Here is a 20167-nt window from a genome sequence, read left to right on the forward strand (position 1 = left end):
AAGAGTACTAGTTGAACTGGTCAAGTCCTTTCTGCTCTGCCGGTATCACACATTTCCCTGAGGAAAGCGCCAGACAGATCGAACCGTTCGAAACAATCTGACCCTGAACATTTCTGATCGGAGAAGGAAAACGGCCTTTCCGCACGACCTTCGAGCATTTCAAAGGCTTCGATACTTCCTGGACCTCTCCTTTCAGATCCAGTTTTTCCATCAGCTTCGATAACTTCTCTTTGGAGCCGCCGGTCTTGCTTTCCTTCCGAATCCGCTCGGAAACTCCGTTAGAACTGATCTCCTTTTCCTTCGCTAGAGCCTCATCAGCGCTAAGACCTGAAAATATCTCGGCAGCATAGTTCGCACCCTGTTCTCTCCATCGGGTCGTCAAACGCGAGCCTTTAGTCACACCTACCTTGGCCTTTGTCCCGCACTGAGCTAGATACACTGAGTACTCGGCGTCAAGACCTTTACCGGAGTTCCCGCGCCGGTAATCCGTGTAAATATCTTTTCCACGGCATTCTCCGCACTGATCGCCGGAACTGATCTCTCTGAACTCCGGGCAGGGGGCGTGGTTCCCGGGCTTGCTGTGGAAACCGGTACAACGTCTTTTATCGACTACTTCGAGATCAAGTTCCCGTCCTTCGGAAAGCGTGATGTGTTCGAAACCCTCTTCTGTAGCCAGCTTCAACTCAGGGACTTTTCCGTGCCAGGAAACTTTAACTACTGCTTTCATCAGCTTTTCCTGCGTTGAAATCCATGATGCTTCTCTGCGTCCTGTTTTGCTCTAAAAGCGAGCGTACGCTTTCCTTGTGTCCTGCGCCTACGAAAGCAACGATTTCCGCCTCCGGATTATCCAGCTGTAGCTGTTGGAGCGATGCGGCCATGTAACTGTCGCGTTCTGCGACTAAAACGTTGTATATCTCCGGGAACTTGTCCTTTGTTTCTTCAAGTATTTTTCCTATCTGTCCGTCCTCCGGTATCTCGCTGAAATCAAACTTCGAGGTCGCAAGCCCGCCGAAAATAAGAGATAAACCTGCTTTAACTTTCTCCTTTCGTTTTACCTGTTTCAGGCGGCTGAATGTGACTTCTATGTTCTGATCGATCAAAGCCACATCGGCATCGATTTCTCCGGCCTTCATGTATCCGTGTTTCATTTCTTCGCCGGGCATAACGCCGGTCTTTTTCCCAATGTGTTGCTGGAACTTTTTCAGTAAGTCGAGGAAGATCGAGCCTGATGATTGGTCTTCATCGGTTAAGAGTGCCTGTAGGCGCCGTGGATCAAGCTCCAGAGCTATAATGTCGGGTTCGTGCTGGCGGACTTTCTCATTGATTAGCTCAATACTTTCATTCGATACATGTGAGGTTCCATAGACGTGTATCAAGGTTGCTCAACAATGTCTTGGCGCCAAAAAGATGTAAAGCTGGTTAACGGAAAAAGTTCTCATTGAGTGTTGGCTAGCTTTTTCGGGTTTTCCATCAGTATGTACGCGTTGTCGGTTCTGTGCCATCCTGGATCTGTCCTGAATCCTCTGACCTCAATGTCGTCTTTTTCATGGTAGTCTAACCATCCAGCGCCTTCCCAGTCTTGTTCGTGATGCTCGTTTTGAACCGAATAATAAGGTACTGTATCTCCGACTTTCCTGTACTCTATGGATTTTCTTGTGTTTCCGTAGTTTTCTCTAGGCCCAAATCTTATTCTCGCATCCTTCCCTGCTATATAATCGACATCCAGATTTACCAGGAAATGAGGTGCTGCGCCTAACACGCCGGCTGTAATAACATCTGACTTCTCCGAGAAATCTTTTTCAACATCCTCCATGTTGAGTCCGCCTGATTTCGGGATTTCGATGGTGTCAATTCCGGCGAAGTAGTCTCCTCTAGAGTCTTCCAGTATGAAACTTCTCATGTATCCCTCTATCTCCCCGTTCTTACAGAGACCGTGATGGAAGGTACCTGAATCCTCGTGCCACATCCAGAAGGCTTCCTCGAACGGATGCTCGTTGTAAAACTCCTCTGGGTCTTCCTTGCCGTATTTTCCTGGATCTGGGAACAAACAGCTGCCGGTGTTTTCCATTGCTAACTTCAGACCTTCTTTTGTCTCCAGCGGAGGGATGTTGTAAACTGAATCGTCTTCAAGCAGGATATCGGGTTCTGGGTTTGCACGTGAGAAGAAAAGCTCAAAATTCCTACATATTTCGGTATACTCTTCTTGGTTATCCTTGTTCAGTGCTTTGCCTTGTAGAGTCTTCACTAGGTCCAAAGCTAGGGACTTGGTGGCCATTGAACCTTCGCTGAGGTCTTCATTTTTTATTTCGTCCCAGTATTCGTTTAGAAATGCTTTAGAAGGTTCTAGTTCGTCTAAAGGTCCTCCTGTTGTTCCGTCGTCATACCTTTCCAGCACCGATGAACATGTTCTGCTGTCATTGTTTAGAGAAAGCTTCAAGACATCCGGTTGGAAAACCTTTGAATCTTCCAAGTGTCTGGATCCGAATTGCGCCAGCTCTCTGACGGCTCTATTATACATTTCTCGTCCGAAATCCCAGTCGTAGCCTTCCTCATCCAAATCTGTTGCGAATGTGCTGTGTAGAATCGATCCGTCTATCTCTCTTACTTCAAGCCCTTCTTGCTCCAGAGCAGCTAACTGAGATCGGTTGCCCTTGATATCAGAGATACCTAGGTAAAAATCTGTTTCGGACGCACTCACCCAGTCATCGTGCTTTTCCTCTTTTTCTCCCGAGGTGTCAATCTCGAGTTCTTGTTCACACTCCAATAGCTCTCGCTCCCGTGCGGTGAGTTCATCCGACATATCTCTTCGTTGTCACTGTTCAGTCAGTGAATTTATTTAACGTAGATGGGGAAAAATAGTGGTTCCCGGAGGTGGACGCCGGTTCAACGCCGAGAACTCCCGAGACCTGTCTCAGATCCGCCACCCTCCGAACATGCCGAGGACTGCTTAGGGCTGCTCCCGTCAAGGCCTGACCCGGTTCACAGCCCCCAACATCCCGGAGGACGGATCGTCAACAACAGGTTTCAGGGCTCGAACGCCGAACGACAGCGTCGCCCTCTGGTTGACGGCTCCGGCATTAACTGAGGATTTCCGGAAAGAGGCGACCCCGAGCCGCCCGGCCTACCAAGTTAGTATCTGAAGAAAGAAGTGATAAATGGAGGCGTAGATCGAGTCAGTTCACGGTATTATTCAGATAGTCAATGAACGATTCTAGGTACTGAATCGGTAGAAGCCCTAATGTTATCAACAGCCCCAAAGAAATCGATTCTAGATATCCGGTGCTTCCTATAACATGTCCAGAAATTCCGCTGACGCCTATGCCTATAGAGAATCCGCAAATAGCTAATACAGAGTCTCCTTTGAAAGCGTTTCCTCGCGACTCGAGTCGCATTATTGAGAGGTAGCCTATCGCTGAAACAATAACCATGGCTGCGAAGTTGGCGATAGAGGCAGTTTTCGCTCCGAAAACAAGAAGAATTGAAGTTATTATAAGAAGGGACTCTAAAAGTCTGAGACGGATCTCCGCCTCATTCATAGATCGAATTCCATGTCCATAACCGCGACACCGAATCCGTTTTCTTCCAGCTCCTTCCGTTCATCCGAGTCTTCTCTTAGCGCTGGGTTGGTGTGGTTGAGGTGGGTGAAGTAGATTTCGGTATCGTAGTTCTTGAACCGTACCATGGATTCTTCGATCGTCGGGTGAGGTACTTCGTTGTACCTATCGATCTCGTCTTCGTTCCAGAAGGTGCCGTCGATTATCGCTATATCGGCTTCTTCGATCTCCTTGAGCTGTCTTTCAGTCCATTCGTTTGTATCTGGTAGATAGAAAACCGTCTTGTTTTCGCCAATTATCTTGTAGGCGGTGGCTTTGTGTCCGAGGTGTGGGTGTTCGTAGGTCAGGGCTTTTATCTGAGTTCCCTGTAGCCGTACGCTGTCTCCGTCGTCGAATCCCTGGATCTCGATGTTTCCACGGTCAACCATTCGACGGTAAGGATCGTTGTTCATCAGGTAGTGTTCGACATCGCTGTTACAGTAAGTTGTCAGCATGTTCGCATCCAGTCCTTCTTCGCCGAAGAACTCGAATCCTCCGATCGGCCCGAGCTTTGCGTGAGGCAAGAAAACTCCGTCAAGGAACTCGCCGGTGATCTGTAACCGGATGTCTGGGGTGGCCTCGATCAAGTATTTGGCCGAATCTTCATCATCATTTTCTTTCAGTAGCAGAGAGCTGATAAGACCGGGTAAGCTTGGGTCTTCCCTTGTTTTCTCGCATACATCGCACGTACAGCCTAGGTGCGGTGCGCCTCCATCTTGAACGCTCCCTAATACTTCTAGTATCATAGTTTCGAATCGCAGATGAAACGTTTTAAATCAGGTCTTTCCATGGCCTATGTTATAAGATTCCGTGTGTCTCGTAGTATACGTAAGGACGGAAACACTCCGTGTCACAGAGTCCTGGAGGGCGCCGGGATGGCAGAGTAGTTATGCATCCGCCTGCAGACGTAAACCGAGGGAGTTTGCTCGTGAAGAGAAATCCATTCGGTTTCGGCTTAAAGCGGACGACCAGGGTGCAAATCCCTGTCCCGGCTCTTCTACTCGCTGAATTCTTTACAGAGAACGGTTCCTGTGTTTCAGTTCTTTATCTTGCTGGAGGAGTAATCTCCTTTACCGGAGATCCGTTTTACCTTTACGTCGTGTTCTGTCGCATCCTCGGCCAGCTTTTGAACTTCCTCGGTTTCGTGGCTCTGATCGTATCCAACTGTTATCACGTTCGGATCGATCTCCTTTACCGTTGAGTAAATATCGCCTTCACTGCCGAGGACAGCTCTGTCAACGGTTTCCAATGCGTTCAGAATTTCGACGCGTTCGTCTTCGTTGAACGCCAGCTTTTTCCGGTCTCCGACCCGTGAATCCCGGGCAACCACGACCACGAGTTCATCGCCCAAATCCGCTGATTTTTCCAGGTAGTGGAGATGTCCGGGATGGATTACATCGAAACATCCCTGTGCCATTACTCGTTTCATGTTGTAGGTAATCCGTTGAACGTTAAACTTGCTTGCCTACCGGTACGCTCAGAAAAACTCATCGATCTCGTTCCACGGCGCACGCGTACTTTTCAACGTGTAACCTGGCGGGAAAACCTTCCTGTAGTTACTCCAGCCGTAACGTTTGTCCATATAAACTATTACTCCTTTATCGTCCTTCGATCTAATACAACGGCCTGCTGCCTGGATCGCTCTGTTCATAGCGGGATAGCTGTAACCATAGTCCCAGCCTTTCCCGAATCTGTGATCGTAGAAATCGATAAGGGATTTTGTCTCGAGATCCGGTCTTTGTAGCGGCAGACCGATCACGAAAACGGCTTTCATAACATCTCCGGGGAAATCAACTCCTTCGCCGAAGGATCCAGCGGCTACGCCAAGCAGGGCTGCTCCTTCGTCTTTCTTCGAGGCATATTCGTTTAACATCGCCTGTTTTTCGTCCTTGTTCATGTCCTGGCGTTCCATGAATATCTCATAGTCTGTGCGGTCTTTCAGCAGCTCTTTGACCTTTATCATCATAGAATAGCTAGGGAAAAACGCCGCACAGTTTCCGGGAACCGATTCAAACGATTTGGCGAGGTACCATGCGTATTTTTGTCTCATAGAATCGTCCCGTTCCTTGTACTTGGTTGTAACTGTTGGAACCATCAGTAGCTCGCGGTTTTCCTCTGGGAACGGTGATTCAAAGGCAACCTCGTTGTTTTTACTTTCGTTAAGTCCCAGTAGATCGGTATACATTGACTGAGGGGTTAGAGTCCCGGACATCATTATGGATGCGTGGGCATCGTTCAACGGGGTCTTGGTTGAGACCTGCGGGTCGAGACACGAGTACTGTACTTCGATGTAGCGGTTGCCTGATGAGCTTCTACGTCTTCTGATTCCTCTGAAAAATCCTTCATCGCTTCCCTCCCACTCTTCTAGGAACTCTGCGATACCTCCACAGTAGGATTTTTCCTTATCCTCACGTACTTCTTCGGCAACTTCTTCCAGTTCAACGATCAGATCCTCATAGTCCTTGAAGTTCGAAATTGAGTCCTCTAAGTCTTTTTTCTCTATTTTTTCCTCGTGGCTTCCCTGCGTGAACTTTTCGGCGGCCAGGGATACAAGCACGTTCCGGAGTCTTTCGAGGTAGCCCTCGATGTCATAGAACCCGTACTTTTCGGCCTCGGTCTCTCCACGCTCAAGCTGTGGCACTGAGAGAGTATCCGAGAACAACGAACGTGTTCTGGACGGTAGGTTGTGTGCCTCATCGACGATGATAATCGAGTCCTCTAAACTGGTATCGGCATTCTCCATTATCGATTCACGAACGCCGGGATGGAACATATGGAAGTAATCAGCGATAATCAAATCGCTCCGTCGTGAAAGCTCCATCATCATATAATAAGGGCAGAAGGTTCCGACAGCGGATTTGAACTCGTCAGAGTGTAAAGCGCTTCCTTCAAGATCGTCTAGCCGTTCTTTGGCTTTTTTCAGAACCTTGTTTTCCTCATCTCCGTACATAGAAGAGTAAAAATCACATCTGCCGTCGTCGCGCAAAGATTTACAGTAATCGGAAAAGTCTCCGCTGGCCATACTCTCAACTCCTTCGATGTTACACAGCCATTTTTTCCCGAGAAGATCGATAACCGTTAACTCGACATCGTGCCGGTCTTGCATCTTCTTTACGGTATCGACAGCGATCTTGTGCTGGGAGTGTCGTGGTGTCAGGAAGAAAACGGTCTTGTTAGTATTTTTTGCGTACTCAAGGGCTGGCGTCAATGACGCGGCGGTTTTACCCAGTCCGGTCGGGGCGTGTGCTACAAGCGAGCCTCCTTCGGCTATAGCTTCCTCTGCGGCCTCCATTAGTTCATCCTGTTTTTCTCTGACATCCGGGAATGGAAATAGGTCCACGGTTTCAAAACTCCCTGAATCAATAAAAGCAGGGTTGTAACCGGCCGAACAAATCAACTGGGATCGTAGTAACTCAGAGACTGCTGGCGTGAACCCATTAGCTTCGAGCAGTTTTCAATCCGTGAGTACAGAAAACGGAAGTTATCCGAGATACTCTGTTTTACATCTCTCATGCTCTCGAGTTCACGGTAGTCTCCGAACGCATCCCGGACGGCCTCACGTATCACCCAGACTCCTAGCGGCGCCCAGTACTCCGGGGTCACGTCCCTGACGATTAAGACCTTTGCCCTCCGGTTGATCCGGTTGAGATACTCCAGTGCCGAGAGCCGGGAAGCATAATACGCTCCGGCGGTTTCCTCCGCATAGTTTTTCCGTCCGGTCGCCGGCTCGTAGTTCTGTGCGATATACGTGTTTTTCATCGAGTTCCAGACCGAACCGGACTTTTTCAACTCGATTAACTCGAACTCCCAGTTTCCGGGAATCAAAAACACATGGAAGTTGTTCCCAACGTAACTGCTCTGGAAGTAACGTATCTCGCCCAGCTCCTGGTTGGTTCTAACCGAATCCCGCAGCTGCTTTGAGATCATATCATCGGTCGCTGTAATACTCCAGCGGGTTGGGACCAGCTTCCGGTTCTGTTCCTCGCCCAGCATTCCCACTGAGAAACTCTGCTGGATGTCGTAGTTGGAAACTCCGCTGGAGTAAAGTTCCTCTACTGCGGTCTCGGATTTCGCATCGGTATCGTAGAACATATCCTCCAGTTTACGTTCAACCGAAGGATTCTCTCCCAACGTCAGTTTCTTTACATCGCCTGAGGCACTTACCGGTTTAGCCCGTCCACCGGTGATGCTTTGACCGGGTTTTTTCTCAAGACTTACCTCGAGATCGACGGGTTTGCGGGCCATAGCGACTTCTTTAGTATCGTCTAAGAAGGAATCAGCTTCCTTTACCTTGAACTGTTTTTTCGAGTTAACCAGAGAGGTCCGCAGCGAGGCAATCCTCTCGATACTGTAGTTACTCTTTTTCCACTGTCCTGGTGAGTCGAAAAGCCGGGAGTCTCCGGGGTGCTGAGGTGAAAGAATTCCCGCACTTACCTTCGGGTACCCATGGCTTCCAACGAAAACGCTTGGAGGCGAGGCCCCGTTGAAGTCTTTCGCCCGGTCAGAGGCCGGCATCACCTTCTGAAGCTTCATCCGCGCTTCCTTTTCTGATATTCCTTTCGCGAGTTTTCCGTAGCTCATAGAAATTAGAGTGAGTGTAACTGTCTAAAGTATTAGCCCAGTTTCCAGCGCGGATCCTTCGAGTCCTGGATTTCCACAATTTTCTCTAAAACATTCTTCTCGTGCCGGCTGAGAAGGTCTTCAAGCCGGTTCAAACGTTTGTAGTCATCGCCTGTAAGCGATGTGTAAAGCACTTCTCCTTCCTCAAAGTCCCGGCCAACTGTTGCTCCTGAGATAGAGGCTGCTACCTGTGAGCCTTTCTCTGCGGCATCTATTGACTCGTTTTGCTCCTGTACTGCTTTCACACGGCCGATGCGTTCTCCATCAGCGTTCATCAGGCTGGCTCCTGGATTCAGTACTCCTTCCTCAATTTTGACGCCGACGACTGCTGGCTTCGATTTCCTGAACACGTGATCTTCCAGCACGCGGATCTTTGCCGGACGAGTGGTTGCCTCCAGGGCGGTTTCTCTCTGTTTTTCCGCCAGCTCCTTTTTCCACTCTGTGTACCCATCGATTATTTCGTATATTACCTGTCCCTGGAAGACTTTGATTCCTTTATCTATTACAGCCTGCTTTCCCTGTTCCGTATAATCTACGTTGAATGCGAAGATCGAGCGGTTTTCCGGCTCTTCCTTTCCTACATCGATCGCATCCGCTTTCGTGATGTCTCCTACCTCTGCTCTCTGTACAGGTATCTCGTTTTCCTCCATCTCCTGCATGATTGCTTCAAGTGATCCTAGAGAGTCTGCTTTGATTACAATTCCGTGTTCCTGGGTTTCGAACTCTACGGCTTCCAGCTCTTCAGCTACCTCTTTTTTAGCTTCCTCTAAGTCCTGTTCGTGGGCTGTTCGTACCGGCGCTCCTGAAACTACTCCTTCAAGTGATTTGCCTACGAGTTTGACTCCGCCTGCAGGTTTCGAGGTATCTATTCTATCGTATTTTTTATCGACCCTGATTTCCTTCAGCGGCTTCGGTTTCAAGATCGCTCTGATATCTGTTACCTGTACTCCGTCCGATGTACCGTAGACAAGCTTCTGATCTTTCTCTATAATTCCATCGTAGTGTATTACATCGATTGTTGTGCCTAATCCTTCTTCCTTCGATACTTCTAGAACCGTGCCTTTACCCATTCCTTCGTGTACTTCCAGTCGGTCACCTAGATATCTTTGGGCGAGTCCTGATACAACCATCAGTAGCTCTGGGATTCCTTCACCTGTCTTCGCGCTTATTGGTACGACTCCGATCTTTTTCCTGAAGTTATCGACTCGGTCGAATCTATCGACTACTAGGTCGAACTCGTTGATTTCACCCATCAGCTCGTAGATCTCTTCGTCTACTTTCTGCTGGACTTTATCGCTCTGTTTTCTGATCGATTTCATGAACGATTTGTCCTCAGATCTCCAGCCATGAACCTTATCGATCTTGTTCAAGGCTATTACGAAAGGAGTCTGGTTCTGCTTGAGAATTCTGATCGCTTCCTCTGTCTGTGGCTGTACGCCGTCATCTACATCTACTACAACGATTGCGATATCGCTTATTGATCCTCCGCGTTTCCGTAGCGATGAGAAAGCTGCGTGTCCAGGCGTGTCAATGAATAGAACGCCAGGAATAGTTAGTTCGGTATCAAGCTGGTTTAGAAGATCTCCGCAAGTGGTTTCAAGGGTTTCAAGCGGTACCTCGGTCGCACCGATCATCTGTGTGATGCCGCCGGATTCTCCCTCTACGATACGTGATTCTCGTATGTTGTCGAGAAGAGTAGTTTTGCCGGCGTCAATGTGGCCTAGAACTGAGATAATTGGTTGACGCGGCATTTTTATTCGCCTCTAAGGCTCTACTCCTGTTTCCTGTGGGTGTGCTTTCTTTTGTTCTTCCAGTTCTTCTCGCAGCTTCCGCTACAGAAGAACTTTTTGTCTCCCGAGTTGAGAACTAGCAGTTTGCCCTGTGTCTTCCGTGCTTCGTCTCCGCAGTAATCACATTCCATTATTCGAAAACACCTCGTGTTTTCTTGAATGCCAGAAAATTGTTAATTTTCGTCATTTTATCCCTCCATCTGTGTTTCTTTGATGTGGACTACGTCGTCTTCACGAATAGGTCCTCGGGTGTTTCTGACTAGGATCTTTCCTTCTTCGTCGCCTTCAAGGATTCTACATCGGATCTTCCGGACTGTCCGGTGTCCCTGGTCTCCGATTACTTCAACGACTTTCGCTAAAACCATCTTTATTCTTCTTCTGCTTCACGCAGCTCATTGGATTTTTGTACAATATCCTGAACTTCGTCTTCTGCGCTTCCCGGGGTTGTGATCGCTACTGCTGCTGTCTGAACGTTGATGCCTGCTGCCATTCCTAGCTCTTCCTTCTCAGGAACAAAGGTGAAAGCAATGTCTCTTTCATCTGCTAGTGCTGGGATGTGCATTACGATCTCTTCAGGGGAAACGTCTCCTGCGACTACGACGAGAGCTGCTTCGTTTCTCTCAATCGCTTTGGTTACTTCGTTAGTACCTTTTCTAATGTTCTGTGCGTTTTCTACTGCGTTGTAAGTCTTTTCTGCGAGTGAATCGCTGACGTCGAATTCTGTGTAAGTTGCCATTGTTGAGTTTACCTCTCTTGAGTCATCAAGGTGAAAGGTTGTATTGATAGAAAACGGTTGGAACTTTTTTAAACAAGTCGTATAACTTCAGCTTCGCTCCGGGTCAAACTCGGAAAGCTTCTCCGATTCGATGTAATCAAGCTCCTCTTCGATCTCCCTAACCATCATGTTCAAGCCGTGTTCCTGCCTGTCAGTTGAGACATCCCAGCCTTCCATCTCCTCGATCAGTTTATCTTTCAGCAACTTGAGAAGCTTGCGCTCGGAGTGACTATCACGGTACTCGTTCAAAACTTCGATTACTTCTTTCTCTTCCATAGTTATCCTACTGCTCCGCGAACTGTTTTATTTCGGCGAGATAATGCTTTCAACGTCTTTCCGGTCCTGTTCGAACTCGTTTAGAATTGTCTGAACCTGCTGTTCCATATCCCGGTCGCGTTTGATATCCTGTTCCATGCCTTGAACTGTTGATTCAATCTCCTGTGAGAGACTTCTCATCTCGTAGATCAGACGGGTCGCGGTCTCGAACTTGCGCCTTGTAATGAAAAGAGGTCCTTTCTCAACTTCTGGAATGTCAAGCTCACGTGTTTTCGCTGGCTCTGGAATATCTGCGTTCATCGACCGGTTTTCACTTGATTCTCCGCTTCCTCCGCTTTTACCACGTCCATCATGTTTATTTATTGGCTGCTGACGTGTTCTCGATCTCTCTTGAGGTCTTTCTGTTCTTCCAGAGGCTTGCTGTCTGTTCTGGTCTTCGTTCGAGGTTTCGTTCTCGGATTCGAACTTCTCGATTTCTTCTTGAAGCATCTGTTCGGTTCCCTGACTGTCGTCCTCGGGTTCGCCAGTGTTTCTCTCGGGCTGGTCGAAGCTTTCCGATGAAAAACTGTTAGAGCTGCTTGGCTCCGAGCTGAAGCTGTCTTGGAAGTCTTGGTCTGGTTCAGGCTCCTTTGCCTCGGAGTTTTCTGTCTCTCCGTCAACCATCTGTTTGATTTCTTCCATGTTTTCCTCCAGCTTAGATTTGTTGCTGTCTCCTAGCCCGAACATAAACTAGTTTTACTGGCCGAGTGGTTTAAAACTAGTGGCTCAAAGCACGGAAAAACTCTTGAACTGAACTTTTGGATAGAAAAATAGGATAGGAGATATGTGAGAGGTAGGTGAGAGGAGGTTACTCCTCGTCTTCTTCGTCTTCTGTCTCCTCTGGTAGGAAGTCTTCAAGCTCGTAATCGAAGTCTTCTCCACGTGCGCCTGTGATCTCTCTTGCGAGTAGGAACGAGACTACGCCGATGGATTTCTCCGACTTGTTGTTGGCCGGGATAGCTAGGTCGATGTCGTCTAGCTCGTCTCCAGAGTCAGCGATCGAGATTACGGTGGTGTTGGTCTGAGCAGCTTCCTTGATGACCTGTGAGTCTTCCTCAGGGTCTACTACGAATACGGCCTCAGGCTCCATGAAGTCATCGGACTGCGGGTTGGTAAGTGTTCCCGGCATGAAACGTCCGATCTTAGTATTGATGTTTGTTGCTTCTGCTAGAAGCTCTAGTCCTCTTCGTGCCTCAGGCTTGCGGCCTGCTGCCAGTACTTCGCTAGGCTTGAAGCCTGCTAGAAGCTCTGCGGCTTCTCTGATCTGCTTGTCGGTGTCTTCGAGGTTAAGAATTGCGAGCTGATTGTCCTTTACTCTGAAAATGTATTTGTCCATGTCGATGTGCTGGGACCGTGTCCCGATGTGTACTCCGTTTGCCAGATATTGCTCGCGTTCAATTAGCAGTTCTTCTTCAGTCATACCTACCGGTTCTATCTAAACTATTAAAAACCGATTCCCAAATCCGGCGGAATAAAAAACCGGGGCAGAATCAGAGGTCTGCCAGCTTCGGATCCTCGACCTCATCCCAGGTCCTGATCAGTTCGTTCAGCTTCGCAACCCTGATATCTGCTATACCGGCCTTAATGACAGGACAGTCCCATTCAAGTGCCAGACGTGAGATAGTCGAATCACAGGTCTCACCGCTTCTATGGGAGATAACGGGTACGTAACCGTTTTCATGGGCTAGCTCTACAGTTTCCTTCGCATCGGTTACCGTTCCAATCTGGTTAGGTTTGACGATAAGCGAGTTAGCGGATTCCAGATCTATGCCGTGTTGAAGTCTTTCCTTGTCTGTCGTGAAAAGGTCGTCTCCGCAGATCAGCACGTCGTTACCACGGTTTTCCTTCAACAGCTCTTCGTGTTTTACAAAATCGTCTTGGTCGAAAGGATCTTCGACGTAGATCAGGTTGAACTTCTCGATCAAGTGCTGGATGAACTTGAGATGCTCGTCGGCGGTGAAGGTCCGACTCATCGAGGAAAGCTTGTACTCATCGTTTTCGTAAAACTCGCTTGCGGCCACATCCAGGCCGATCCGTGCGCCGTGTTCATCAGCTACCTTTTTCAACGCCTTCAGGGTTTGTTCATCGTCCATCGAGGTGATTAAAGCCCCTTCATCGTTGATTCCTCTGATCTTCTGCGGGTATTTTTCCTTTAGCTCTTGGTAGATCTTTGCGTTCGTCTTTACAGCTTCCGGGAAGCTTTCGGCCTCTACTGGCAGAACAAGGAACTCCTGGATCGAGGTGTTTCCGCCGTGTTCTCCGCCACCTATTACGTTACTGAGTGGTAGAGGGAAGTTTTTCCCGAACTTGAATCCGGAGGCGTTTTTGAACGCAAAGCTCGATGCGATTCCTACTGCTCCAATGTTTGAGAGTTTGTTCGTCCCATCGTAGTCTCTGAGTTTTTCGTCGAACTCTTTTTGCGTGAATTTCTTTCCTTCGAGCTGTTCTTTCAGCTCGTTTTCTATCTCTTCGAGGTTTTCCGGTACGAAACATTCTGCTTCGTGTTTTCCTGTGGATGCTCCGGAAGGTGCTTTTCCGCTGAATCCGTTTACCTCGGCTTCGACGGTGGGTTTGGTTCTTGAGTCAATTATTTCTCTTAGCTCGAAGGATTCTATCTTCATGTCCAGAACTGGGCGCTGACAGGCTTTAAGCTTTAGCCTGTCGAGGGTACAGTACCGGATACATTGATTTAAAATCTCAGAACAACTTTGTGGTATGGCGCGTCTAAGCACAGGCACCGACGGTCTCGATGAATTCTTGGAAGGAGGTTTCCTTGAAGGCTCTGTAAATCTCGTTACCGGTGGACCGGGATCGGGAAAGACAACTATGTGTTCTCAGTACATTAGAGCGGGACTGGAAAATGATGAAAAATGCCTGTATATTACCACAGGTCAGCGACCGTCCGATGTTCGGCAGGACGCAAAATCCTTTGGAATAGAGCTTGATATAACAGACGATAATCTGTCTATGGCCCACGTCTCTCCATCTGAAAACGTAGCTGAGGATATCAAGGAGAGAATCGCCGACTCGTCTTTTGAACGGATTGTCCTGGATTCAATCAGCGTATTCGAGATGAACTGGGGTCAGAAAGAACAGATCAGGAAGTATGTCAACCGGTTGATGGAGCATTTCCGGGATATCAGTGCCACGGTCTTGGTGACTTCGGAAAGACCGGAGTCTGAATCAGGGAAGCTCTCACGTTTCGGGGTAGCAGAGTTCATAGTTGACGGTGTGATTCTTCTAAACGGTTACGCGCTCGGTGAGACAACTTACCGGTCTGCGAGAGTTATCAAGATGCGTAGAACCAATATCAGTGGAGAAATACTTAACGTCGAGCTGGATGGAGACGGGTTATCGATTTCACCGGCTGAACGACTCTAGGATCGGATAGTTTACTGGTTGAACTGGGAGTTGTATGAGTCTTCGAAGGCTATACGGTTTGTTTTCGCACCTTCTTCGATAATTTCGGGTCTGCCGTCACTATCTCTAGGGATTTCGTATTCTTCAAGCATCTCTTCGAGTTCGTCCCGGGAGCTGTAGCTTTTTGCTTCTATCGGCATTGATCCTGACTGGTACCAGTCGCCGAATACCTTGTTCTGCTCGGCTAGTTGATCGACTATCTCCTCAGAACGCCAGTTACCAGGTGTGAAAAAGTTCAGTTTGACGAATCCGTCGTTTTCAGAAACTACAAGCTTGTAATCATCTCCTATCGCATTGTTGATTTCTTCGGGATATACGTTCGCCCCGGAAAACATTATTACGTCATCTTCCCGACCCTTAAACTTCATCTCTGGTGCTTCTTCTGTACCTGTTACCTCCCAGACGTCTCCGATCCTGTATCTTATCAATGGCTGTTGTTCCCGCAGCGGCATCGTGGCAAGTAAAGGGCCTGTGACGGTCTCTCCAGGGCTGAGTTCTTCAAGGCGGTAAACGTCTTGCTCTGAGACTTCTCCGGTCTCAGAGTCCATTTCAGCGTCTTCATCAAGTAGTTCAAGTATCAGGTTTGGATTCGTTGGCTTGTAAACTCCGTCTTCGATTTCCGCGGCCGCTCCACCGATCTCGGTGCCGGCATAGAAGTTCCGGGACTTGATTCCGTAGTTGGTCTCGATCCAGTCTCTTAATTCTTCAGGCATTATGTCTCCAGCGGTTATGGAGTGTTCAAGGTTCGGGAAGGTTTCTTTGAGATCTCCGAACTCTTCTTGGATCTGTTCTCCGGAGGATTTCAGCATTCTTGGAAGTGAGAGCAGAGCGGTAACCTCTTCCCAGCGGTCTCTGTAGTCTTCGAAGTCTTCTGCGTTGGACTCGTTTACGGTTTCTGCGCCGATTATTTCCGTTCCTTTCTCGTAGACCCACTGGGACATGTGGTCTTTTTCCTTCGGCGCACCCCAGTTGATGGCTACATCGTCCGGTCTCAGACCTGCTTCTCTCAATGTCTCGGCGTATCCTTCAAGTACCAGTCTCTGGTCTTCCGGGCTTAAAACCACTCTTTTCGATCCGCCGGAGCTGTAAAACTCTCTGACGTCTTCGCTGTATTCTCTGTTATTGCTTACTTTTGCGAAAAGCTCTTGGGTGAGTACCGGCCAGCCCTCGGTGGAAAACTCTTCGATACCTGATAGATCTTCCATAAAGCCAAGTAAACGTTGCTTGAATAAATTACTGTTTGCCCTTTGAGACAAAACGGCAGTAAGCATCGCCCTGGAAACGACAGTGCGTTTCTCTGGTCTCGACGGTATCTGCGTTCAGAACTCTCTGTGAAACTCTGTGGAACATGCCTCTCTGAAGTTCGTCTATAGGTCTGTCCAGATCCCTTAGAGCTTCAGATTTTTCGAACTGCTCTTTGAACGGCGAGTTATCGATACGGTATGCTATAACCTGCTCTTCTAGGTCGATCCGCTCTAACTTGAACTCTCCTAGTCCCAGGGCATCGGCGGTGTATATTGTCTGCTCGATGAACTGTTTTTTTGGAACGCCGTGAGCTTTCCCTATATCATCTATAGCCATCTGTCCGTGAGTCTTCCCTGCTTGGAAAAGAACTTCGAAAGCTTCCTCACCTATGCGCTCGTAAATATTTTCAAACAGACTGGTAAGGGTCTGTATAGGCAACATTCCCATCCTGAAATCGAATAAATGGATTTCACCGTCGGAAAGATTCAGTTGATTCGTATTAACCATCTTCCTCATGTTATCGCCGGAGACACCCATCAGCTAGAGACCCCGTCTTCCATCTTCATAACTCCGTAATCGTACAGAAGGTTAATATCATCATCCATGGTCTGGGCGTCTACGCCTATACTTTTCGCTATCTCAGGTATAGAGCTGGTATCGGCCCGGATTTTCCCGCATTCAACTTCTTCCATGCCCTGTTTTTCAAGCTCTGACCTGTAGTCCTCGTAGGGTCTTGGCTGCTGAACTATAGGAACCTCGACTCCGAGATCATCAATACGTACTTTGTCAGTGTGTATCTGCTTTCTACCGTTCTCTCCGGGTTTCACAAAGTTTTTGTCGTCTGGAGCTTTCTCTTCCAAGTCTTCAAATACATCTACAAGTCCGTAAATTGAGTTGAAAACTAGTATGCCGTCTTGTTTCAAGCTACCGGTGATTCCGTTGGCCAGTGTTTCGAAATCATCGAACTCCTGGAATGCATCTATTGCGTATATTAGATCCGCAGAGTCTTGCTTGGAGTGTAGGAAGTCATCAGCGCTCTGTTGTAGGACTTCGAACTCTTCGTTTCCTGTTTCAACTTTGTGGGCGTAGGCAGGAGGTGCTAGATCAATGCCTTTGATTTTTAAGCTGTTTGATCCGTCTTTTTCCTTGTTTTCTTGTATGAGGCTTTCACTAAGTATTCCGTTTCCGCAGCACAGATCGTAAACAGTGTAGTTTTCTCCGTCAGGTTCGTAGTTTTTGTCTCCGATTGTGTGTTTATACCCGGTTCCGGCAAGTTGCTGGACTGATTCCGGGATGCCGAGCGGGCTTATCCATCCCATGCTGGTTTCCGGATTGGAAAGGTATTTTGTAACCTCTTCGAGGTCAGAATCTGTCATAGAATATGCTTGGTCTTCTTAGATATTAACGGTTTGTCCGGCAGCTCCTAGAAAAAGGAAAGGTAAAAATGAAGGAAATGACAGCTTTTATTCTGCGACTGTTATAGGAAGCTTTCCCTCTGTCATCTCTTCACGTGCGATCTCTATCGGTCGCTTGCTCTGTGATTCGACGAAAGTCGGTGCGCCCATTGCGATCTGTAGGCTTCTGGCGCCGATGATTCTGGCTCTTTCGTACCGTGTGTAGCTCATAGTATTTTTCCCTCCTTTATCCAATATAGCCTAGATCCGAGTTTTGCTGATCCTGATCCTGGCTCTGTTGATTTTGTATATTCTGAAGTTTTTTAAGTACGTCCTGGCTTTCCTGAACTTTCTCGTCTAACTCGCTGTAATCCAAGTCCAGTTCAAGCATGGACTCTAAGGTGTTTAACACGGCCTCAGTTGCTTTCGGATCGCTTAGAAGGAAGCCCGGTGTCTCTCCCAGAAGGCAGATTCCTTCATAGCCTCGGTCTTTACCTATTCCCAGGATAAGTCCGGAGGCTCCTACGATCTGATCTACATCGTGTTCGAACTCTATGTCAGCGCTCTCGTATTCTTCCTGGATGCTATCGCTGGATGTGACTCCGAACACGCTTGGGTCTTCAACTACTTCTCCGGTGCCGTATCCTCCGATCGTGACTATTCTTTCCGGTTCAGTTTCTTCGACTAACTCTATGATCTTTTCGGCGACTTCGAAATGCCCTTCAGGTGTGGAGGCTTGAGCATTTCCTTCTATAAGCACGATGTCTGCTTTATCATCTCTTTTAATCTGGTAGATGTCGTTTTTCAAAAGTTCGACTGTTTTTTCGTCCGTTACTATTGTGTAAGGCGGGAAGTGGTGTGAGTAAAGCTCTCCGACTTTTTCAGCGCCCAGATGATCGGCTAGGTATGCTACGGAGGTCTTTCCGACATGACCTATTCCGGCAAGTCCTTCGATAAAAATCGGTTTTTCAACATCCAGTTCCTGTTCAAGCTCAATTCGTGTAGTTTCCATTCAAAGATTCACCATGTTAGTAGCTTCGTCCTCACTACTTTTTGATCTAACTGAAGACAGACAGCTCCTATTTGCCGGTCTCCATGTTTATTGGACGTCAGCTTAGCTTTAAACCTTTACATTAAAAACAGAGCGTATCCTATCGCGCCGATAACTCCTACCATTAAAACTGCTGCGAAAACCATGCTTATCAGGAAAGTATTCTGCTCTTTCCATAGAACAAGGCTGTGGCGTTTTTCCTCGATCTTCCCCGGTATTTCGGCTTTCTTAGCATCTATACGCGCCCGAATCCGATCTATACGGGTTGGAGGATCAGGTATCTTTGCTACGGCATTCCGGTAGCATCTTGGACAGTCTTCAGGTAGTTCGCCGTTTTCACTGTATTTTTCCGACCACCATCTGTAGCCGCATCTGTGGCATTCAACGTTGTTGTAGTCCTTCATTACGGTTTTGTGTCTGCTGTGCGACCTTCAGAATCATTTCTGAAAGATCTTCTACTTTTTGTCTAAGCTCTTGGACTTCCGAACTGTTAGTGCCAGCTTCCGGTGTGCTGCCCTGTTCAAGTCTTCTTACACGTTCTTCGAGATTTGAGTTTTTCGCACTGCTGTAGCTTTCTATAACGTTTTTCAGGTTCTCCTCGTCACGCATCGAATCTTCAAGCTGAGATATTTTCTGCTCTAATCCATTAACTCGGTCTCGTAAATCAGATTCGTCCTGGTTCAGAGTGTTTTTTAGATCGCTTACTTCGTCTTTGACATCTTCAAGTTCATTTCGCGCTCTTTGAGTGTCTTTAAGCTCTTCTTTTAATCGATCATCTAGCTTGTCTTCTGTGATGAGATTCTCAACGTCTTTTTCCTCGTCTTCCATGATTTCCTGTAGTTTCTCTGATAAGTTATCCTCGTCCAGTTTGTCGTCTACCTTCATTCCGACCTTGTCAACGTCTTTTACAAGGTCTTCGAGCATTTCATCGTGCGCACGGGTCTTTGACTGTACGGAATCAAGTTCCGGAAGTCTTTCTTCAAGCTCTCCGAACATCGCCTCGACTTTTGATTCTTTCTTGTTGATCTCTCTTTTCAGGTTTTCAACGCGGTCTACTTTTTTCTGAAGTTCTTCATGCATCTCCGCAAGGTTATCGAAGTCATCAAGATCCTCGATACTGTCTTCTAACTTGTTCGCTCTTTCCTTCAGGTTGTCCAGAAACTCCTTGTTCTGCTCGGATTGGGCTTCGACGGCGTCTATATTCCCTTTCTGTTTTTCGAAACGTTTCGTGATCTTCTCCGGTTCGATCTCGTTGTATATGTCCTCTATCTTCCGGTAGCCCTGTTTTATCTCATCGACTTCCTTTTCCTGTTCCAGAACCATTGACCGGACTTCCCCAATCTTCTCCGAGATATTGCTTATACGCTCCCCGATCTGATCCTGGAAGGCATCAACTGACTCGAAACGTCCTTCGAGCTTCTCGGTTTTCTGCATTAAGTCCTGTAACTCTATAGAATCTTTCTCTTCAGACTCTTCCTCGTAATCTTCGGCCTCATAATCTATATCCTGATCTTCTCTAGCAATGGAACCCACGGTTTGAGGCTCATCGTCCTCCTCTCCGTCTTCTGAACTTTCCTCCTTATTCTCCGATTCCTCTGATCTTTCTGTCTCCGTTGGATCTGACTGTTCTGAAGAATTTCCGTCCTTCGCGGACTCATCTTCTTCTTCTAAGACCTCAGAATCTGTTTCGGAGCTGTCTTCAGTATTTTCCTCTGATTCTTTTCCAGTTTTGCCTTCAGAACTGGTGTCTTTGGAGCTGGGTTCTCCGGTTTTCTCGCTGCCTTCGGATTCACTGTCTTCAGAGTCTTTCATTTTCTCGATCTCTTTCTTGAGTTGTTCTTCACTGGTCTCGTCCGTCTCTTCAGACTGGCCGGAATCTCCTGCGTTTTCTTTTCTAGAGATTTTGTCTATTAAGCCCATACGCCCTCTACAACTCTTTTTCACTTGCTAGTATTTAATGTCTG

The 20167-nt window shown here is 47.7% G+C and carries 24 protein-coding genes and 1 other RNA gene; 1 reads left to right on the top strand and 24 read right to left on the bottom strand.

Going from position 1 to position 20167, the window contains the following annotated elements:
- Positions 1 to 7 precede the first annotated feature (7 nt).
- From SVXnc_RS01375 to SVXnc_RS01455, 17 genes are all read right to left on the bottom strand, one after another.
- On the bottom strand, positions 8 to 727 hold the full coding sequence (locus SVXnc_RS01375; protein WP_347722174.1) for a DUF2797 domain-containing protein: 720 nt from the start codon (positions 725 to 727) through the stop codon (positions 8 to 10).
- Positions 711 to 1376 carry a TraB/GumN family protein gene (locus SVXnc_RS01380; RefSeq protein WP_347722175.1) on the bottom strand — a complete coding sequence of 222 codons (666 nt, stop codon included), beginning with the start codon at positions 1374 to 1376 and terminating at the stop codon, positions 711 to 713. The genes SVXnc_RS01375 and SVXnc_RS01380 overlap by 17 nt, the downstream gene beginning before the upstream one ends.
- Before the next feature lie 59 nt (positions 1377 to 1435).
- The gene (locus SVXnc_RS01385) at positions 1436 to 2800 is read right to left on the bottom strand and encodes a hypothetical protein (protein ID WP_347722176.1); all 1365 of its coding nucleotides are present in this window, start codon (positions 2798 to 2800) and stop codon (positions 1436 to 1438) included.
- Between the two features lie 59 nt (positions 2801 to 2859).
- Positions 2860 to 3127: signal recognition particle sRNA (ffs, locus tag SVXnc_RS01390), an RNA gene on the bottom strand.
- A gap of 46 nt (positions 3128 to 3173) precedes the next feature.
- Positions 3174 to 3536, bottom strand: coding sequence for a hypothetical protein (locus tag SVXnc_RS01395; protein ID WP_347722177.1), 363 nt, complete (start codon positions 3534 to 3536; stop codon positions 3174 to 3176).
- Entirely contained in the window at positions 3533 to 4339 is an 807-nt protein-coding gene (locus SVXnc_RS01400) for an MBL fold metallo-hydrolase (protein WP_347722178.1), read from the bottom strand. Before SVXnc_RS01400 ends, SVXnc_RS01395 begins: the two co-directional genes overlap by 4 nt.
- 290 nt (positions 4340 to 4629) lie before the next feature.
- Complete coding sequence (locus SVXnc_RS01405) at positions 4630 to 5022, bottom strand: FAD synthase family protein (RefSeq protein WP_347722179.1); 393 nt, start codon at positions 5020 to 5022, stop codon at positions 4630 to 4632.
- Positions 5023 to 5070: 48 nt separating this feature from the next.
- Positions 5071 to 6933 carry an ATP-dependent DNA helicase gene (locus SVXnc_RS01410; protein WP_347722180.1) on the bottom strand — a complete coding sequence of 621 codons (1863 nt, stop codon included), beginning with the start codon at positions 6931 to 6933 and terminating at the stop codon, positions 5071 to 5073.
- 53 nt (positions 6934 to 6986) lie between these two features.
- Positions 6987 to 8174 carry a hypothetical protein gene (locus SVXnc_RS01415; RefSeq protein WP_347722181.1) on the bottom strand — a complete coding sequence of 396 codons (1188 nt, stop codon included), beginning with the start codon at positions 8172 to 8174 and terminating at the stop codon, positions 6987 to 6989.
- A gap of 32 nt (positions 8175 to 8206) precedes the next feature.
- Entirely contained in the window at positions 8207 to 9964 is a 1758-nt protein-coding gene (infB, locus tag SVXnc_RS01420) for a translation initiation factor IF-2 (RefSeq protein ID WP_347722182.1), read from the bottom strand.
- A gap of 20 nt (positions 9965 to 9984) precedes the next feature.
- Positions 9985 to 10134: an eL24 family ribosomal protein gene (locus SVXnc_RS01425; protein WP_347722183.1), complete on the bottom strand. Its 150-nt coding sequence runs from the start codon at positions 10132 to 10134 to the stop codon at positions 9985 to 9987.
- A 57-nt stretch (positions 10135 to 10191) separates the two neighbouring features.
- Positions 10192 to 10368, bottom strand: coding sequence for a S1 domain-containing protein (locus SVXnc_RS01430; RefSeq protein ID WP_347722184.1), 177 nt, complete (start codon positions 10366 to 10368; stop codon positions 10192 to 10194).
- A 2-nt stretch (positions 10369 to 10370) separates the two neighbouring features.
- Positions 10371 to 10739, bottom strand: coding sequence for a 50S ribosomal protein L7Ae (gene rpl7ae / locus SVXnc_RS01435; RefSeq protein ID WP_347722185.1), 369 nt, complete (start codon positions 10737 to 10739; stop codon positions 10371 to 10373).
- A gap of 87 nt (positions 10740 to 10826) precedes the next feature.
- Complete coding sequence (locus tag SVXnc_RS01440) at positions 10827 to 11054, bottom strand: hypothetical protein (RefSeq protein WP_347722186.1); 228 nt, start codon at positions 11052 to 11054, stop codon at positions 10827 to 10829.
- 27 nt (positions 11055 to 11081) lie between these two features.
- Positions 11082 to 11780, bottom strand: coding sequence for a hypothetical protein (locus SVXnc_RS01445; protein ID WP_347722187.1), 699 nt, complete (start codon positions 11778 to 11780; stop codon positions 11082 to 11084).
- Between the two features lie 121 nt (positions 11781 to 11901).
- The gene (locus SVXnc_RS01450) at positions 11902 to 12513 is read right to left on the bottom strand and encodes a 30S ribosomal protein S2 (protein ID WP_347722188.1); all 612 of its coding nucleotides are present in this window, start codon (positions 12511 to 12513) and stop codon (positions 11902 to 11904) included.
- Positions 12514 to 12583: 70 nt separating this feature from the next.
- Positions 12584 to 13714: an enolase C-terminal domain-like protein gene (locus tag SVXnc_RS01455; RefSeq protein ID WP_347722189.1), complete on the bottom strand. Its 1131-nt coding sequence runs from the start codon at positions 13712 to 13714 to the stop codon at positions 12584 to 12586.
- Positions 13715 to 13808: 94 nt separating this feature from the next.
- On the opposite strand from SVXnc_RS01455, the gene SVXnc_RS01460 reads away from it, so the two are divergent.
- Positions 13809 to 14474 (top strand): RAD55 family ATPase, encoded by a 666-nt coding sequence (locus SVXnc_RS01460; protein ID WP_347722190.1) that lies wholly within the window; start codon positions 13809 to 13811, stop codon positions 14472 to 14474.
- Between the two features lie 11 nt (positions 14475 to 14485).
- Here the strand turns inward: SVXnc_RS01460 and SVXnc_RS01465 are convergent, their stop codons facing one another.
- From SVXnc_RS01465 to SVXnc_RS01495, 7 genes are all read right to left on the bottom strand, one after another.
- Positions 14486 to 15718: a phenylacetate--CoA ligase family protein gene (locus SVXnc_RS01465; protein WP_347722191.1), complete on the bottom strand. Its 1233-nt coding sequence runs from the start codon at positions 15716 to 15718 to the stop codon at positions 14486 to 14488.
- A 28-nt stretch (positions 15719 to 15746) separates the two neighbouring features.
- A complete protein-coding gene (locus tag SVXnc_RS01470; protein ID WP_347722192.1) occupies positions 15747 to 16295 on the bottom strand; it encodes a hypothetical protein in 549 nt (182 codons plus the stop codon).
- The gene (locus tag SVXnc_RS01475; RefSeq protein ID WP_347722193.1) at positions 16295 to 17134 is read right to left on the bottom strand and encodes a class I SAM-dependent methyltransferase; all 840 of its coding nucleotides are present in this window, start codon (positions 17132 to 17134) and stop codon (positions 16295 to 16297) included. The genes SVXnc_RS01470 and SVXnc_RS01475 overlap by 1 nt, the downstream gene beginning before the upstream one ends.
- Before the next feature lie 87 nt (positions 17135 to 17221).
- Positions 17222 to 17383, bottom strand: a complete 162-nt coding sequence (locus SVXnc_RS01480) for a DNA-directed RNA polymerase subunit K (RefSeq protein WP_347722194.1) — start codon at positions 17381 to 17383, stop codon at positions 17222 to 17224.
- A gap of 16 nt (positions 17384 to 17399) precedes the next feature.
- Positions 17400 to 18164, bottom strand: coding sequence for a proteasome assembly chaperone family protein (locus SVXnc_RS01485; protein ID WP_347722195.1), 765 nt, complete (start codon positions 18162 to 18164; stop codon positions 17400 to 17402).
- 116 nt (positions 18165 to 18280) lie between these two features.
- Positions 18281 to 18607, bottom strand: a complete 327-nt coding sequence (locus tag SVXnc_RS01490) for a restriction endonuclease subunit S domain-containing protein (protein ID WP_347722196.1) — start codon at positions 18605 to 18607, stop codon at positions 18281 to 18283.
- On the bottom strand, positions 18585 to 20123 hold the full coding sequence (locus SVXnc_RS01495; RefSeq protein ID WP_347722197.1) for a hypothetical protein: 1539 nt from the start codon (positions 20121 to 20123) through the stop codon (positions 18585 to 18587). Before SVXnc_RS01495 ends, SVXnc_RS01490 begins: the two co-directional genes overlap by 23 nt.
- Positions 20124 to 20167 lie beyond the last annotated feature (44 nt).

The sequence above is a fragment of the Candidatus Nanohalococcus occultus genome (genome assembly GCF_029207735.1).
In the GTDB taxonomy this organism is placed as follows: Archaea; Nanohalarchaeota; Nanosalinia; order Nanosalinales; family Nanosalinaceae; genus Nanohalococcus; species Nanohalococcus occultus.